The 14332-nt window shown below is 65.2% G+C and carries 11 protein-coding genes and 1 riboswitch; of the genes, 7 read left to right on the forward strand and 4 right to left on the reverse strand.

Annotation, left to right across the window (positions count from 1 at the left end; genetic code table 11):
• Positions 1–323: 323 nt before the first annotated feature.
• Positions 324–1253 carry a LysR family transcriptional regulator gene (locus U5775_RS28510; RefSeq protein ID WP_322061456.1) on the reverse strand — a complete coding sequence of 310 codons (930 nt, stop codon included), beginning with the start codon at positions 1251–1253 and terminating at the stop codon, positions 324–326.
• Positions 1254–1468: 215 nt separating this feature from the next.
• On the opposite strand from U5775_RS28510, the gene U5775_RS28515 reads away from it, so the two are divergent.
• The 5 genes from U5775_RS28515 (at position 1469) to U5775_RS28535 (ending at position 8930) form a co-directional block, all read left to right on the forward strand.
• Complete coding sequence (locus U5775_RS28515) at positions 1469–2800, forward strand: MFS transporter (RefSeq protein ID WP_322061457.1); 1332 nt, start codon at positions 1469–1471, stop codon at positions 2798–2800.
• 266 nt (positions 2801–3066) lie between these two features.
• Positions 3067–4503: a M20 family metallopeptidase gene (locus U5775_RS28520; protein WP_322061458.1), complete on the forward strand. Its 1437-nt coding sequence runs from the start codon at positions 3067–3069 to the stop codon at positions 4501–4503.
• A 252-nt stretch (positions 4504–4755) separates the two neighbouring features.
• Positions 4756–5994 carry a porin gene (locus tag U5775_RS28525; protein WP_322061459.1) on the forward strand — a complete coding sequence of 413 codons (1239 nt, stop codon included), beginning with the start codon at positions 4756–4758 and terminating at the stop codon, positions 5992–5994.
• A 33-nt stretch (positions 5995–6027) separates the two neighbouring features.
• Entirely contained in the window at positions 6028–6435 is a 408-nt protein-coding gene (locus U5775_RS28530; protein WP_322061460.1) for a BON domain-containing protein, read from the forward strand.
• Positions 6436–6553: 118 nt separating this feature from the next.
• A riboswitch (cobalamin riboswitch) is annotated at positions 6554–6750 on the forward strand.
• Between the two features lie 269 nt (positions 6751–7019).
• Positions 7020–8930, forward strand: a complete 1911-nt coding sequence (locus U5775_RS28535; protein WP_322061468.1) for a TonB-dependent receptor domain-containing protein — start codon at positions 7020–7022, stop codon at positions 8928–8930.
• A gap of 43 nt (positions 8931–8973) precedes the next feature.
• Here the strand turns inward: U5775_RS28535 and punR are convergent, their stop codons facing one another.
• Entirely contained in the window at positions 8974–9876 is a 903-nt protein-coding gene (punR, locus tag U5775_RS28540; protein WP_322061461.1) for a DNA-binding transcriptional activator PunR, read from the reverse strand.
• Between the two features lie 131 nt (positions 9877–10007).
• Between punR and U5775_RS28545 the strand changes: the two genes are divergently transcribed.
• Positions 10008–10448: a DMT family transporter gene (locus tag U5775_RS28545; protein ID WP_322061462.1), complete on the forward strand. Its 441-nt coding sequence runs from the start codon at positions 10008–10010 to the stop codon at positions 10446–10448.
• Between the two features lie 244 nt (positions 10449–10692).
• Here the strand turns inward: U5775_RS28545 and U5775_RS28550 are convergent, their stop codons facing one another.
• A complete protein-coding gene (locus U5775_RS28550) occupies positions 10693–11316 on the reverse strand; it encodes an H-NS histone family protein (protein ID WP_322061463.1) in 624 nt (207 codons plus the stop codon).
• Between the two features lie 708 nt (positions 11317–12024).
• On the opposite strand from U5775_RS28550, the gene U5775_RS28555 reads away from it, so the two are divergent.
• A complete protein-coding gene (locus U5775_RS28555; RefSeq protein ID WP_322061464.1) occupies positions 12025–13257 on the forward strand; it encodes an MFS transporter in 1233 nt (410 codons plus the stop codon).
• Positions 13258–13325: 68 nt separating this feature from the next.
• Here the strand turns inward: U5775_RS28555 and phbB are convergent, their stop codons facing one another.
• On the reverse strand, positions 13326–14069 hold the full coding sequence (gene phbB, locus U5775_RS28560; protein ID WP_322061465.1) for an acetoacetyl-CoA reductase: 744 nt from the start codon (positions 14067–14069) through the stop codon (positions 13326–13328).
• Between the last annotated feature and the right edge of the window lie 263 nt (positions 14070–14332).

A 14332-nucleotide genomic window follows, 5' to 3' on the forward strand; every position in this document is an offset into this window, starting at 1 on the left:
TAAGTGATTTTGCCCTGAACAGCGGGCGTGGTGCTCGCGTTCGAAGTATCGTCCGAGCCGCCGCCGCACGCCGACAGTGCGGCGGCGGACAACACGCAAAGCGAAAAGCGTAGCGCTTGCCGCGTCCCTCCAGATGGCCGAATGCTTCGGTTCATCAATCGTGCTCCTAAAGTTGACCGGAGCGCAATGTTAAGTTTTGGCGTGAGCCGGCAAATTCGGAGCAATCCGAATTAATCAGCACCGTGCCGATTTTCAGCCAATAAGGGCTTTTCGAACAAGGAGGAGTGTGATCGGTCTTGCGAGGCTCGGCCACGGCGCCTCGCTCAGGCCGTCCCGTCCGCCTGCAGGCCGAGCGCCTCGCGCTCGGCCTGCACCACGGTCTCGATACACTGCACGAATTGCTGGGCCGACGCGGTCAGCACAGCACCTTCGCGATGCAGCAGATACAGCTTGCGCGCGGGCGGCTGCTCGAGGAGGTCCAGCGTCTTGAGTTCGGTCGAGGGTCCCTCGCTGCGCAAGGCGAGGTGCGTCCATGACGTCACCACGTTGCTGTTGACCGCGAGGCTGTAGAAGAGCGTCTGCGACGCGCAGCGCGTCACGCGGCGCGGCACCGGCAGTCCCGCGCGTCCGAACAGATCGTCGAGGAAAGCGCGGAACTCCGCCGCTGGCCCCGTATGCAGCCATTCGGCATCCTGAAGATCGGCGAGGCGCGCGGCGTCCGCCAGATCGCCGTGGCGGCTCACCGCGAACCACATCGGGTAGGTGGCGAGATGCACGCAGCGTGCGGAAGCGAAATCGCGCGCGTCCGCCGCCGCGCCCAGCGCGAAATCGAGCGCACCGTTCTTCAACCGCTCGACGAGTTGCGACGGACTGAACTCCGCGAATTCCAGTTGCACGTCGGCCATGATGCGCCGGAATTGGTTATAGGCGCGCGGCAGCACCGTGATGCCCGCCAGCGGCGTCATGCCGATCACCACGCGGCCCTGGCGGTTGTCGCGCAGCCGCGCCATTTCCTCGGCGGTGCGCGCCATCTCGTTGACGACCAGTTCCGCGCGCTGCAAGAGCGTCTGCCCTTCCGGCGTGAGCGTCACGCCCGTCGAACTGCGCACCAGCAGTGTCAGGCCCAGCTCGTCTTCGAGGTCGCGCAGCGCGCGTGTCACGGCCGGCTGGGTCAGGTGCAACGTGCGCGCCGCCTCGTGAATGCTGCCGGCTTGCGCGACGGCCAGCAGCGCGCGGAGTTGATTGAGCTTCATGCGTTTCCAGCAAAGCGGCGGGACGGCCAGGCGGCGGCGCCCCACGCTCAAGGGATTACCCCAATAAACAAGCGTTATCAGGATAAGAATTTACGCGTATCGCGTTTATTGCTGCGACTTTACCATTCATGCCATCCGCAATGGGCCTCGATCGATCGGGCACGCCGGCGCCTCGCCGGGCGGACCACGACAATAGCCATCTGGAGACACCCTCGATGCAAGAAGCCGCCCCACCGCTGGCCCAGGCCCTGCCGCATGCGCGGCCCGCGTCGGCCCAGACGCGGACGATCGTCGCCACCTCGGCCGGCAACGCGCTGGAGATGTTCGATTTCACCGTGTTCAGCTATTTCGCCGGGCTGATCGGCAAGACTTTCTTTCCGGTGGATTCGGGCGCGGGGCCGCTGCTGCTCGCCATGGCGACTTTCGGGGTGGGCTTCGTGATGCGCCCGCTCGGCGGCGTGCTGATCGGCAACTACGCCGATCGCGCGGGCCGACGCGCGGCGCTCACGCTCACCATCGTGCTGATGATGATCGGCACCGCCGCCATCGCGCTCACGCCGGGCTACGCACAAATCGGCGTGGCCGCGCCCGTGCTCGTGGTGATCGGCCGCTTGCTCCAGGGGCTTTCGGCGGGCGGCGAGATTGGCGCTTCCACCACCTTTCTGATGGAGTCGGGCCCGCTCGCGCGGCGCGGCTACATGGTGAGCTGGCAGGCGGTGAGCCAGGGCGTGGCCGCCGTGCTGGGCGCGCTGAGCGGCGCCGTGCTCTCGGCGACGCTCTCCCCCGATGCGCTCGCGAGCTGGGGCTGGCGCGTGCCGTTCGTGCTCGGGCTCGCGCTGGGTCCGGTGGGTTTCTATATCCGCCGCCGGCTGAACGAAACGCACGTCGAGACGCAGCGCGAGGGCAGCGCGTTCCGCGAGGTCGTCGGCCATTATCTGGGCCGCACCGTGCTGGGCTCGCTGATGCTGGTCGGCAGCACCTCGATGCTCTATATCCTCGTGTTCTACATGCCCGCCTATGCGGTACGCACGCTGCATCTGCCCATGGCGACTTCGTTTCTCGCGGGCTGCGCATCGGGTCTCGCGATGATCGTGGCGGCGCTCATCTCGGGCCGCTGGATCGTCGACCGCGTCGCGCGACGCAAGCCGCTGTTCGCCGCGACGTCGCTCGCGTCGCTCGTCTGCATCTATCCGGCCTTTCGCATGCTGATCGCCGCGCCTTCGGTCATGACGATGGTTGTGATCGTGACCGTGGTGATGGGGCTCGCCACACTCGGTTCGCTGGCGTTCTTCCTGCTCGTGATGGAAGCTTTCCCGGCGCGCGTGCGCGTGACCGCGCTGGCCGTGATCTATAGCGTGGGCGTGAGCCTTTTTGGCGGCTTCGCCCAGTTCAACGTGACCTGGCTGCTGCATCGCACCGGCGATCCGATGTCGCCCGCCTGGTACCTGCTCGCCAGCGGCGCGCTGAGCCTGTTTGCGCTCTGGCGCTTCCCCGAAGAACGCGTGGACGAAAGCGCCGCGCCTTCCAGGCCGCCGCAGTCGCCTTAGCCGCCCACCTTAGCCGCCGTGTTGGCCGATTTTGGCCGCCCTGGCTGCCCGACCGCCTTTGCCGCCGACCAGGCGCGCCTGATCTAACCCGCGCGCCGCGCCCATTTTCCCCGGCGCCTGACGATTTGCCTGGCAGTCCAGATCGTCAGACAGACGGCGCATGCTTCGCCCCGGCCATGCACGCGATGCATGCCCCGATTCACCTTCGCCTGCGGGTCCCGGGCACACGCCCGGCCCCGCGGCCCATCCTGCCCACGGAGAACATCATGACAACCCTTGCGCCCGCACTCGACTTCATCGACCGCCAGAGTGCGAACTTCACCGCGCTCTCGGACCAGATCTGGAATCTCGCCGAGCTGCGCTACGAGGAGCATGCTTCCGCCGACCTGCACGTGAAACTGCTCGAGGAAAACGGCTTTCGCGTCACGCGCGGCGTGGCCGGCATTCCGACCGCCTTCGTCGCCGAGGCTGGCGAGGGCGGCCCGACGATCGGCATCCTCGGCGAATACGACGCCCTTTCGGGCCTGAGCCAGGAAGCCGGCGCGCTGACCTGCCAGCCGTCGAGCGAGATCACCAACGGCAACGGGCACGGCTGCGGACACCATCTGCTCGGCAGCGCCGCGCATCTGGCCGCCGCCGCGGTCCGCCATCATCTCGCGACGAGCGGCCAGCCCGGCACGGTGCGCTTCTATGGCTGCCCCGCCGAGGAAGGCGGGTCGGGCAAGACCTTCATGGCGCGCGCGGGCCTGTTCGACGATCTCGACGCCGCACTTTCGTGGCATCCGCACGTCTACACGGGCATTTTCCCGGGCGGCTCGCTCGCCAATATCCAGGCCTACTTCCGCTTCACGGGCAAGGCCTCGCATGCAGCGGCGGCCCCGCACCTGGGCCGCAGCGCGCTGGACGCCGTCGAGCTCATGAACGTGGGCGTCAACTATCTGCGCGAGCACATGCTGCCCGAGGCGCGCGTGCACTATGCGGTCACCCAGACGGGCGGCCTCTCGCCCAATGTCGTGCAGGCCAATGCCGAGGTGCTCTACCTCGTGCGCGCGCCGCGCAATGATCAGGCTACCGAACTATTCGAGCGCGTGAAGAACGTGGCGCGCGGCGCGGCGCAAATGACCGATTGCACGCTCGAAATCGTCTTCGACAAGGCCTGCTCCAATCTGCTCGAAAACACGGTGCTGAGCCAGTTGATGTACGAGCACCTCGAACGGCTCGGCACGCCGCCCTTCAGCGCCGAGGAATTCGCGCTCGCTGGCGCGTATCAGAGCGAGACCCTGTCCGCCGCCGACGTGGAGGCGTCCACGCGCTCGCTCAACCAGGCCTGGCGCAATCCCAAGCCGCTGTTCGACCGCGTCGACCCTTATGTGCCGAACAAGGGCCGTCCGATCGCCGGCTCGACCGACGTGGGCGACGTGAGCTGGATCACGCCCACGGCGCAATGCCATACCGCCTGCTATGCGTTCGGCACGCCGCCGCATTCGTGGCAATGGGTCGCGCAAGGCAAGACGGCGCTCGCGCACAAGGGCATGCTGCTCGCGGGCAAGACGATCGCCGCGACCGCCATCGACCTGTTCGGCGCGCCCGATACGCTGGCCCAGGCGAAGGTGGAACTGCTAGAACGGCGCGGCGGCAAGCCCTACGTCTGCCCGATTCCCGACGACGTCGCGCTGCCGTTCGAACGCGAAACGCGTCGATAAGCGCAAAGCGCGCTGCGTCGTTGCTTGAAAGCGGCGCGGCGCGCGCCTGCCGGGCGGCGTGAACCCGTTCGAAACCCAAAACCGAAACATCGTGGCAATACCGCCAAACCATTAATCAGGAATCCGTATCGACTCAAATAAATCGAAAAAAACACCCCGAAGCCGCCGACGAGTTCTTCTCGCGCCATTCACTCGCCGCGGCCGCCCGCTTCTGACCATTCCGACCATTCTGACCCATCCCTAGAGCTATAAATGTCAGCCAGCCGCCTTTCGACGCGACGCGCGCCGCAGCCCCGCCGCGCGCGCCTGCGCACCTTCTCCACGGGCCTGTGCCCCACGCACCTTGCCTGCGCCGTCGCGCTGGGCGCCGCCAGCTTCGCGGCGCGCGCGGACACGAGCAAGCTGTTCCTCTTCGACTATCTGCAAGGCCTGCCCTACGCAACGAGCGCCGCCTACACGCCGGGCGTCACGCTCTACGGCGTGGTGGACGACGCCATCGGCTACACCAAGGGCGCGCACAGCGCGTTCGTGCAGCAAAGCGGCGGCGAGTGGACCTCCAAGGTCGGCCTCTATGGCGTCGAGGATCTGGGCGGCGGCTATCGCGTGCGCTTCGCGCTCGAAAACGGCTTCAACTCGGCCACGGGGCAACCGGGCAGCGCAGGCACGCTGTTCAACCGCGAAGCGTGGATCGGCATCGGCTCCCAACGCACCGGCGAGCTCAAGCTCGGCTTGCAGGACGACGTGGGCGTGCCGCTGTTCATCGACGTGTTCGGCGAAGTGGGCTCGGTTTCCGCGCTCGGCTATCTGCTCCAGTGGACCAGCGATCTCGGGCCGGGCGCGAGCTACGAGCCGGGGCGCCTGCCGAGCGCGATCAGTTACTCGTCGCCGTGGTTCGGGCCGCTCAACGCGCAGTTCGCCGTGGTGCTGCACGGCGCCCAGCCCGCAGCGCCCACCTTCGCGACGCGCAGCGCCGCGCTCAATTATTTCGACGGACACCTGTTCGCCACGCTCGCCTATATCGGCAATTACGGCCAGAACGCGCTCGCGCCTTCGCAGTACGTGCGCACCGACAATTACGCCGCCGGGGTGTTCTACGATGCCGGCCATTACGTGCTCTCCGCGGGCTACAGCTTGCTCGCGCCGCGGCTCGAAGGCGACCGCGTGGCCTCGGTCTATTCGCTGGGCGCAATCTACCGCTACCAGCAGCGCAACGATTTTCGCGTCGAGCTCGCGTATCGCACGGTGAGCGGCTTCAACGACCGCTCGCTCGGCGTGACGCTCGGCTACGACTACAACCTCTCCGCGCGCACGGCGCTCTACGTGCGCGGCGCGCTGGTGCACAACACCGGGTCCGCGCCCGCTTACGGCAACGCGCCGGCGCAGCAGCCGACCGTCGACAACATCGCAAATGCCTATATGGGTCCGGGCGGCGTGATGCAGAACTACCGCTCGCCGCATGTCGTGCTCATCGGCATGTATCACAAGTTCTGAACCGCGGAACCCCACATCCCAGCAGGAGAAAACATGTTGCTACGAACCGGTATCCGGATGGCCGCGATGACGCTGCTGATGAGCGCCTGCGCCAGCGCACTCGCGCAAGGCGGCGCGCCCGCGGTCAGCTCGCAAAGCGCCGCCGCGCCGCCCGCCGTAAGTGCACCCACTGCACCCGCTGCGCCCGCCGCAACCGCCGCAACCGACCGCCAGCTCGCCGCCGCCGTGCGCCACGCCTTGCATGCGGCGCGCAAGCACGGACTCAAATCGACCTTTATCCGCGTGCGTGCGCGTGACGGCGCCGTCACGCTCTCAGGCATCGTGGCCGCGCAGGAGCAGATCGCGCTCGCGGTTTCGGTGGCGCAGGGCGTGGCTGGCGTGCGCACGGTCATGAGCCAGCTCCAGGTGCGCAGTGACGGCGAAATGAAAGGCAGCCAGTAGCGACGCGCATGCCGGCGCACCGCGGACCACGCAGGCTCGACCCGGCTCGACGGGCGTTTTCGCAACACCCGATGCATGACGGTAGACGCCCGGAGTTGACGCGCATGAAGCGCGCCCATTACCCTTGCGCCCTGATGGTTCCCGGCGACGGGATCAAAAGGGAACGCAGGGGGCGCCTCGCCGCCCCGAGTCTGCGGCTGCCCCCGCAACTGTGAGCGGCGAGTCCGTGCCGAAATGGCCACTGGGAAACCGGGAAGGCCGGCAATGGGCGCCGACCCGCGAGCCAGGAGACCTGCCATCGACCGAGGTCCAAGCAGCCGCAAGGGGCGGGGTGTCCCGAAGCGCCAGCACCGCACGCACGCGGTCGCCCGTTGCAAGGACAGCCCGACCTCAGGATCAGTCGAATGTCCGCCATGATTGAAACGGCTCCCGCCGAGAGAGCCCGTCGCCGCATTGGCCATGCCGTTGGCCACGCAGTTGGCCAGCGCGTTGGCCACAGTGTTAACCACATTCCGCCGGCTGCCGAAACCTCCACCACCACAGCCCGCGAGCCGACGCTGCGCCTGCTCGCGACCGCCTGCGCGATGGCCGCTTGCGCGTGGCAAAGCGCGCACGCCGCCGACGGCGCGCCAGCGGCGCAGCCGCCATCCGCCATCGCCGCCGACGACACCAGCACCACGCTGCCGAACATCCTCGTGGTGGGCGACACGCAGCATCTGCCGCAATCGTTCGACCAGCGCTACGCGAGCACGCAGGTGCTCACGCGCGAGGACCTCGACCGCCTCTCCCCCGCCGACCCGAGCATCACGCAGGCCCTCGCGACGCTGCCGGGCGTGACCGTCGCCCAAAGCGGCGGCCCCGGCACCCTGGCGTCGGTGAGCATTCGCGGCTCGTCGCCCGAGCAGGTGGCCGTGTTCATCGACGGCATCCGCATCGGCTCCGCGACCACGGGCACGGCCGAGTGGGCCGATCTGCCGACGGAAGCGTTCGACCGCGTCGAGGTGATCTCGGGCCCGGCCGCCGCCTCGTTCGGCGCGGACGCGGTGGGCGGCGTCGTGCAGCTCTTCACGCGCCGCGCGTCGAATCAGCCGAACCGGACGACGGTTTCGTTCGGCGGCGGCTCCAACAAGACCTTCGACACGCAGTTGCGCACCTCGGGCACCGTGCCATCGAGCGGCCCGCTTGCGGCGCTCGGCGGTCTCACGTACTCGCTCGGCGTGCACGACTACAACACGGCGGGCATCGACGCGACCCGGCCCTGGGCCTATGGCCACGAGGACGGCCGCAATCCGTATCACGCGCAGGACGTCGACGGGCGCCTCGGCTACGCGCGCGATAACTGGTCGATTTCCACGTTCGCGCTCTATCACGCCTCCGACCTTTCCTATGACAATGCGGGCGGCAACGACCGGCAGCGCAACCATCAACTGACGACGGGCGCCGCGTTCCACCTCGACATCACGCCGTTTACGCAATTCGATCAGTCGGTGGGCTATGCGACCGATCGCGAGTTCATCTACTCGAACGATCCCACGATCCCGACCGACGAAATCGACTCGACGCGCCTCTCCACGTCGACTTCGATCACGCACCAGGAGAGCGGCCACACGCTGTTCGGCCAGCCGCTTTCGGGCGAGAGCAAGCTCGCCTACGACTTCTCGCGCGAGCTCGCGTTTCTGCCCGTCGACATTCCGGGCGGCCTGCCCGCACGCAACGATTCCGCCATCTCGCTGCACCAGTCGGCCACGCTCGGCAACGTGACGCTGTTCCTCGCGGGGCGCCACGAGATCGTCCAGGGGCAGTCGGTGAATACGGGCAACGCCGCGCTCTCGTGGGCGATCACGCCGGTCTACACGGCGCGCGTCTCCTATGGCAATGCGTTCCGTCTGCCGACCTTCAACGACCTCTACTATCCGGGCTACTCGAACCCCAACCTCCAGCCCGAGCGCAGCGACACGGTGGAAGCGGCGCTCGACGCCAACACGTCGTTCGGCACCTTCACGGCGGCCGTGTACGACACGCGCGTGCACGATCTCATCACCTACGATTCGCAAACCTTCCTGCCGGTGAACGTCGGGCGGGCGCACATTCAGGGGCTCGACCTCTCGTACAAGGGCACGCTCGGGAATTACACGCCCGTGAGTCTCGCGGTCGGCATTCTGAATCCGCAGGACGTGACCGACCAGACCTGGCTGAACCGCCGCCCGCGGCAGACCGTGAGCCTCAGCGTCGATCACACGTGGGACGAGTTCCATCTCCATGCGCTGAGCACCGGCGTCTCGCTGCTCTACGGCGGCTCGACTTACGACGATCAGTTCAATACGCTCTATTTACCGTCGTATACGACGGTAAGCCTGCGCGCCTCGTACCAGGTGAATACGCATCTGCTGCTGTCCGCGTCGATATCGAATCTGTTCAACCGGCAGTACATGACCACGTACGGCTACAACACTCTCGGGCGGACGGCGTTCGGCAAGATCACCTATACGTACTGATGGTTCTTGTCGTTCCGATGCGTGACGCGGTTCGAACCCGCGCTCACGAAATCCACTCGGCGTGCAGCTTCTCGCTGTCGCCGAGGTAATCGAGCACCCAGCGCAGAACCGGCGGCGTTTTCTGGCCGTACCATGCGACGCAGCATGGACTAGGCGCCTTGGGCTGCTCGACTGGCTTCTCGATCAGGCGGCCGGACTCGACGAAAGGCCGCGCGAGATGCACGGGCATATAGCCGATGCCGAGCCCCTCCACGAAGCAGTTGATCGCACGCTGCCAGTCCGGCACCACGAGCCGCCGCTGGTTGGGCAATAACCAGGTGTCGCGGCGCGGAATCTCGCGTGCGGTGTCCTCGAGGCAGATCGACGGAAACGTGGCGAGCAGCTCGGCGGAAAGCGGCGATGATTCGGCGGCAAGCGCATGATTCGGACTCACGAGAAACGCCCACTCGATCGACCCCATGTCGCGAAAGCAGAATTCCCCGCCGACGGGCACCGCCGTCGTCGCGCCGATCGCAATATCGGCGCGCCCCGTGGCGAGCGCCTCCCATACGCCGTTGAATACCTCGATACGCACGATCAATTCGACGTTGTCGAAATGCCGATAAAAGTCGGCCATCAACGCATTGATGCGATGACTCGACACGATATTGTCTAACGCAATGGAAAGGCTCGGCTGCCAGCCATTGGCCACGCGCAGCGTTTCGCGGCGAATCTCCTCCATTTTGTTCAGCACGCCTCGCGCTTCGTTCACGAAATGCTGCCCGGCCTCGGTGGGCACCACGTTGCGATGCAGGCGCCGGAACAGCACGACGCCCAGTTCCGCTTCGATATTGCGAACCGCATAGCTCACGGCCGAGGGCACCCGGTGCAACGTCCTGGCTGCAGCGGTAAAGCTGCCGGTTCGCGCGATCAGCTCGATGAGCTGGAGCGACTCGATAGACAGCACGTCAGGTCTCCTTGCTGTGAATTCCTTTGAAGGCACGCGTGAAAATATACCGTTTCACGTTCGATCCGCGCAGATCGATACTGTTACGGACAGTATTTCAATCACAACGCGATACAGGAACTCGAAAAATTATGGCAAACAACGTCATTGGACTCGGCGCCATTGCGGCGCTCGGTGGCTGCGCGGTCGCCCTGCAAGGGCAATTCATGGGCGTCATGGCAAAAAGCATTGGCACGACCGGCGGCATTTTCGTGAATTACATCAGCGGCGCCGTGCTGGCGATCGTGCTGCTGGCCGCGGCGCAGGGCGGTAGTCTCAAGGCATGGACCGACGTGCCGTGGTACGCCCTTTCGGCCGGTGCGCTCGGGCTCGTGATTGCGGGGTCGATCGGCTATACGGCTTCGCGGCTCGGATTGACGACCGCATTTACGATCATCGTGGCCACCCAATTTGCCGTATCGGTCATGCTCGATCATTTCGGCTGGCTGGGCGCCACCGCACGCCCGCTCGAAATGACGCGCCTTTTCGGAGTGGGCGCGATCATTACCGGCGTCTGGCTCACTTCGAAATGACGTGCGTGCCGACGATGGTGGAAACAAAGGGAGTTAAGCGGCAGGCATTAAACGACGACGCTGGAAAAGGCCGGCGCAAATTTTCGGCGATAACCGTAGCCGGCGTTGCGCTGCTCCCTGCGGGGAGTCGGCGCAACGCCGGCTACGGCCAGACGGCTTTAACAGATGGCTTTGACGGACGGCTTTAATAGTCCGTTTTACCAGGCCGCTTTAACGGGCCGCCCGATCGAGCGGCGTACAGCGATCAGGCTGCCGATGCGGGCGCTTCAACGGCCGGCGCTGCGGCGGCACGCGCCTTTCGTGCGACGGTCTTGCGCGGCGCCGCGGCCTTCTTCGCGGGTGCAGCCTTCTTGCGTCCACGCACGCCGGCTGCGGAAGTCGCGGCACGACCCGCCGTCTTTTTCACTGCGGCCGTTTTGGCACCGGCCTTTTTCGCGGCGGCGCGCTTCACTGCGGTTTTCTTCGCGCCGGCGGCTTTGGGTGCCGCGCCTGCCTCGATCAGGAATTTCGAGCGGTCCTTGGCGTCGCGAATCCAGGCCGGCGCGCGTCCGCGACCGGTCCAGGTTGCGCCGGTTTTCGGATCGGCGTATTTCGGCGCGACCGGATGCGCATTGGGATGCAGCGATTTCGCGGCGCCATTGGCGGCCTTGACGCCCGGCTTGCGGCCACGTCTTTTTCCGACGAAGCGCTCGATATCGGCAAGGCTCAAACCGTGCCTGTGCATCAGATCGCGAATTTTCGCGAGCCCGATGGACGATTGCTTTTCGACCATCACTTCCGCCTGTTTTTGAAGCTTTGCGATCTTCTGGTTGATCGCGTCCAACGTAACCATACTTACTCTCCCTCTCAGGAATTCACCCCCAAGCAACTGTTTAAACTTCGTTTGCAGGTCGAAGTTTGGCTTGGCCCATATAAGGCAATGCCGTCATGGCACGCACCAATTATGACGGCAAAGCGGCAATAGATGCAAATTACTGTCTATTAGACCACTCATTCACGGTTCCAATCGCAAGAATTTCGATCGCGAATTCTTCCCAATCCTTTCATTCGACGGCATGAAACGAGGCGATCGGCCGCCGCGCTTTTAGCCCATTGCAAAGGCAAACGATCGGCTTTCACCCATGCGAATGTGACGCGAAAGCCCTCATGCCGTTTCAGGAACCGCGCGCGCGCCCTCGCCGATTGCAATCGCGCAAACGTTTCGACCGAACCATTCCGCGTTTGTATTTGAATCGTAAAACGCAAAGGCCGACCGCCACTTTCGCGGCGCCCGGCGCAAATACGTCAGATCATCTAAAATGCAGCGCTTGACGGTCGTGCGCGCGCTCGCTGGTTTTCGATTTCCGGCGAATTCCCGATACCGCAGCCGGCCACCGCCATTTCGCTCACCCTGCGGATCCTTTCCAAACCTTACACGCCATGCATCCGATGCGCTTCGCGCGATTCGTCGCGATTCACCGCGATTTGCATGAGCCCGATTAGCCAGGCATGACGCCGACGAATGCACGCAAGCTGTTACCGATAACATCCAGCACGCCGCGCGAGTCGCGGCCCAGTTTTCCGAACGACATCATCCATGAGTGCACCCGTCGACTCTCCCCTTCGCTCCGAGACCCATGCGCGCGACGCCGCCACAGCGCCCCTCGTCGAGCCGCCGCACGGACTCGCGCTTGCCGAGCTCTCGCTCGCGCTCGGCGGCTTTGCCATCGGCACGGCCGAATTCGCGGCCATGGGCATCCTGCCGGAAATGGCCGGCGACCTCCGTGTCTCGATTCCGCAAGCGGGTCACATGATCAGCGCCTATGCGGCCGGCGTGGTCGTCGGTGCGCCGCTCATCACCGTGGCGCTCGCGAGAATGCCCCGGCGCGCGCTGCTGATCGTCCTCATGCTGCTCTACGCCATCGGCAATGGCGCGACGGCGATTTTCCACAGCTATGGACTCGCGCTCGCGAGCCGCTTTGTCGCGGGGCTGCCGCACGGCGCTTACTTCGGGCTCGCAGCGCTGGCCGCAGCCGCGCTCGTGCCGCCGCACAAACGCGGCGCCGCGATCGGCAAGGTGATGCTGGGCTTGAGCGTTGCAAACGTTGTTGGCGTACCGGCGGCCACCTGGCTCGGCCAGGCGTTGGGCTGGCAAGCCTGCTTTGCGGCCGTCGCCGTCATTGCGCTGATCACGGCGGGCATGATCGCCTGGTCGGTGCCGCGTCTGCCGATGTCGGGCAAAGCAAGTCCGCTCACCGAGCTGGGCGCGCTCGGCCGCCCGCAAGTACTGCTGACGCTGCTCGCATCGGCGGTCGGCTTTGGCGGCATTTTTTCGGTTTATAGCTATGTCGCGTCGACGCTCACGCAGATCACGCAGATCGCCACCCATCACGTTCCCTGGGCGTTGGCGCTGATCGGACTCGGGATGATTGCTGGCAACGTGGCCTGCGGATGGCTCGCGGACCGCTGGCTCAAGCGGACCATGCTCGGCATGTACGCATTCACCGCCGTGGTATTGCTCGTGTTCGTGGTGGCCGCGCCTCACCTCTGGGCGATGCTCGCGATCCTGTTTTGCGTGGGCATGGGGTCGGCCTGCACGCCGGCGTTCCAGTCGCGCTTGATGGACGTGGCGGGCGATGCCCAGTCGCTGGCGGCGGCGCTCAATCACAGCGCATTCAATATCGCCAACGCACTAGGTGCATGGTTGGGCGGGCTCGTGATTGCCGCCGGATTCGGATGGGTCGCTACGGGCTGGGTCGGCGCGATTCTCGCCGCGCTGGGAATAGGCGTGCTGCTGATTTCATTCGGCCTCGAACGCAGGACTGCGTAGGCCGCCGCGCAACGACGCCGGCCATGAAGGCCGGCGTCGTTGCGGCGAAGCAAGACTAGTGCAGCACGTTACTGCATGTGCTGACCGCCGTTGATGGGAATGTTCGCGCCGGTGACGAAGCTGGCGTCGTCCGAGCACAGGAACAGCACGAGCGCGGCAACTTCATCGGGGTTGCCGAGGCGGCCCATCGGGATCTGCGGGATGATCTTCGTATCGAGAATCTCCTGCGGAATGGCGGTGACCATCTTCGTCGCGAGATAGCCCGGCGAAATCGTGTTCACCGTCACGCCCTTACGGGCGACTTCCAGCGCGAGCGATTTCGTGAAGCCATGCATGCCGGCCTTCGCCGCCGCATAGTTCGTCTGGCCCACGGCGCCCTTGGAGCCGTTCACCGACGAAATATTGATGATGCGGCCCCAGCCGTGCTCGACCATGCTGTCGCACAGCGGCTTCGAGATGTTGAAGATCGAATCCAGGTTCGTGCGCAGCACCATGTCCCAGTTGACCTTGTCCATCTTCTTGAAGGTCACGTCGCGCGTGATGCCGGCATTGTTGATCAGAATGTCAACAGGGCCGATTTCATTCTTGATCTTCTGCGCGCCGCGCTGGCACGAATCGTAATCGGCCACGTCGATCGAATAAGCGTGGAATTCGCGGTCCGTCTCCTTCATTCTGGCAAGCCAGTCCTTTGCACCTGCGTTGTCGGGCGAGTGCGTGACGACGACCTTATAGCCGGCGTCATGGAGCCGTACGCTGATGGCCTCACCGAGACCGCCCATGCCACCCGTTACCAATGCAATACGCTTAGTCATGCTATCTATCCGCGAGAGAAAAATTACAATGATTCACGTGGTACGCCATTGTTGAAGCACCACTTCCTGCGTCGCCCGACATCCTCGCACGCGAGGCAGGAGCCATTCGGGCAACATCGCGCGGCTTATAGTGTGCGTCTAATCTTGCGCGAAATTTTCCGGCCTGCCCGCTTGAGCACGTTTCGTGCCTCGCGGGCAGGCCGCTTTACCGCTTTACTTCAGTGCGGCCTCTTTAGCCGGCCGCCCAGTTACTTCAACTTCAA

The sequence above is a fragment of the Paraburkholderia sp. J63 genome (assembly GCF_905220245.1).
Taxonomy (GTDB): Bacteria; Pseudomonadota; Gammaproteobacteria; order Burkholderiales; family Burkholderiaceae; genus Paraburkholderia.

What these genes read in the sequence shown, in the direction of transcription:
- U5775_RS28510 (WP_322061456.1), bottom strand. Translation starts at nt 1,253, where the DNA reads ATGAAGCTCAATCAACTCCGCGCGCTGCTGGCCGTCGCGCAAGCCGGC.
- U5775_RS28515 (WP_322061457.1), top strand. Translation starts at nt 1,469, where the DNA reads ATGCAAGAAGCCGCCCCACCGCTGGCCCAGGCCCTGCCGCATGCGCGG.
- U5775_RS28520 (WP_322061458.1), top strand. Translation starts at nt 3,067, where the DNA reads ATGACAACCCTTGCGCCCGCACTCGACTTCATCGACCGCCAGAGTGCG.
- U5775_RS28525 (WP_322061459.1), top strand. Translation starts at nt 4,756, where the DNA reads ATGTCAGCCAGCCGCCTTTCGACGCGACGCGCGCCGCAGCCCCGCCGC.
- U5775_RS28530 (WP_322061460.1), top strand. Translation starts at nt 6,028, where the DNA reads ATGTTGCTACGAACCGGTATCCGGATGGCCGCGATGACGCTGCTGATG.
- U5775_RS28535 (WP_322061468.1), top strand. Translation starts at nt 7,020, where the DNA reads ATGGCCGCTTGCGCGTGGCAAAGCGCGCACGCCGCCGACGGCGCGCCA.
- U5775_RS28545 (WP_322061462.1), top strand. Translation starts at nt 10,008, where the DNA reads ATGGCAAACAACGTCATTGGACTCGGCGCCATTGCGGCGCTCGGTGGC.
- U5775_RS28555 (WP_322061464.1), top strand. Translation starts at nt 12,025, where the DNA reads ATGAGTGCACCCGTCGACTCTCCCCTTCGCTCCGAGACCCATGCGCGC.
- phbB (WP_322061465.1), bottom strand. Translation starts at nt 14,069, where the DNA reads ATGACTAAGCGTATTGCATTGGTAACGGGTGGCATGGGCGGTCTCGGT.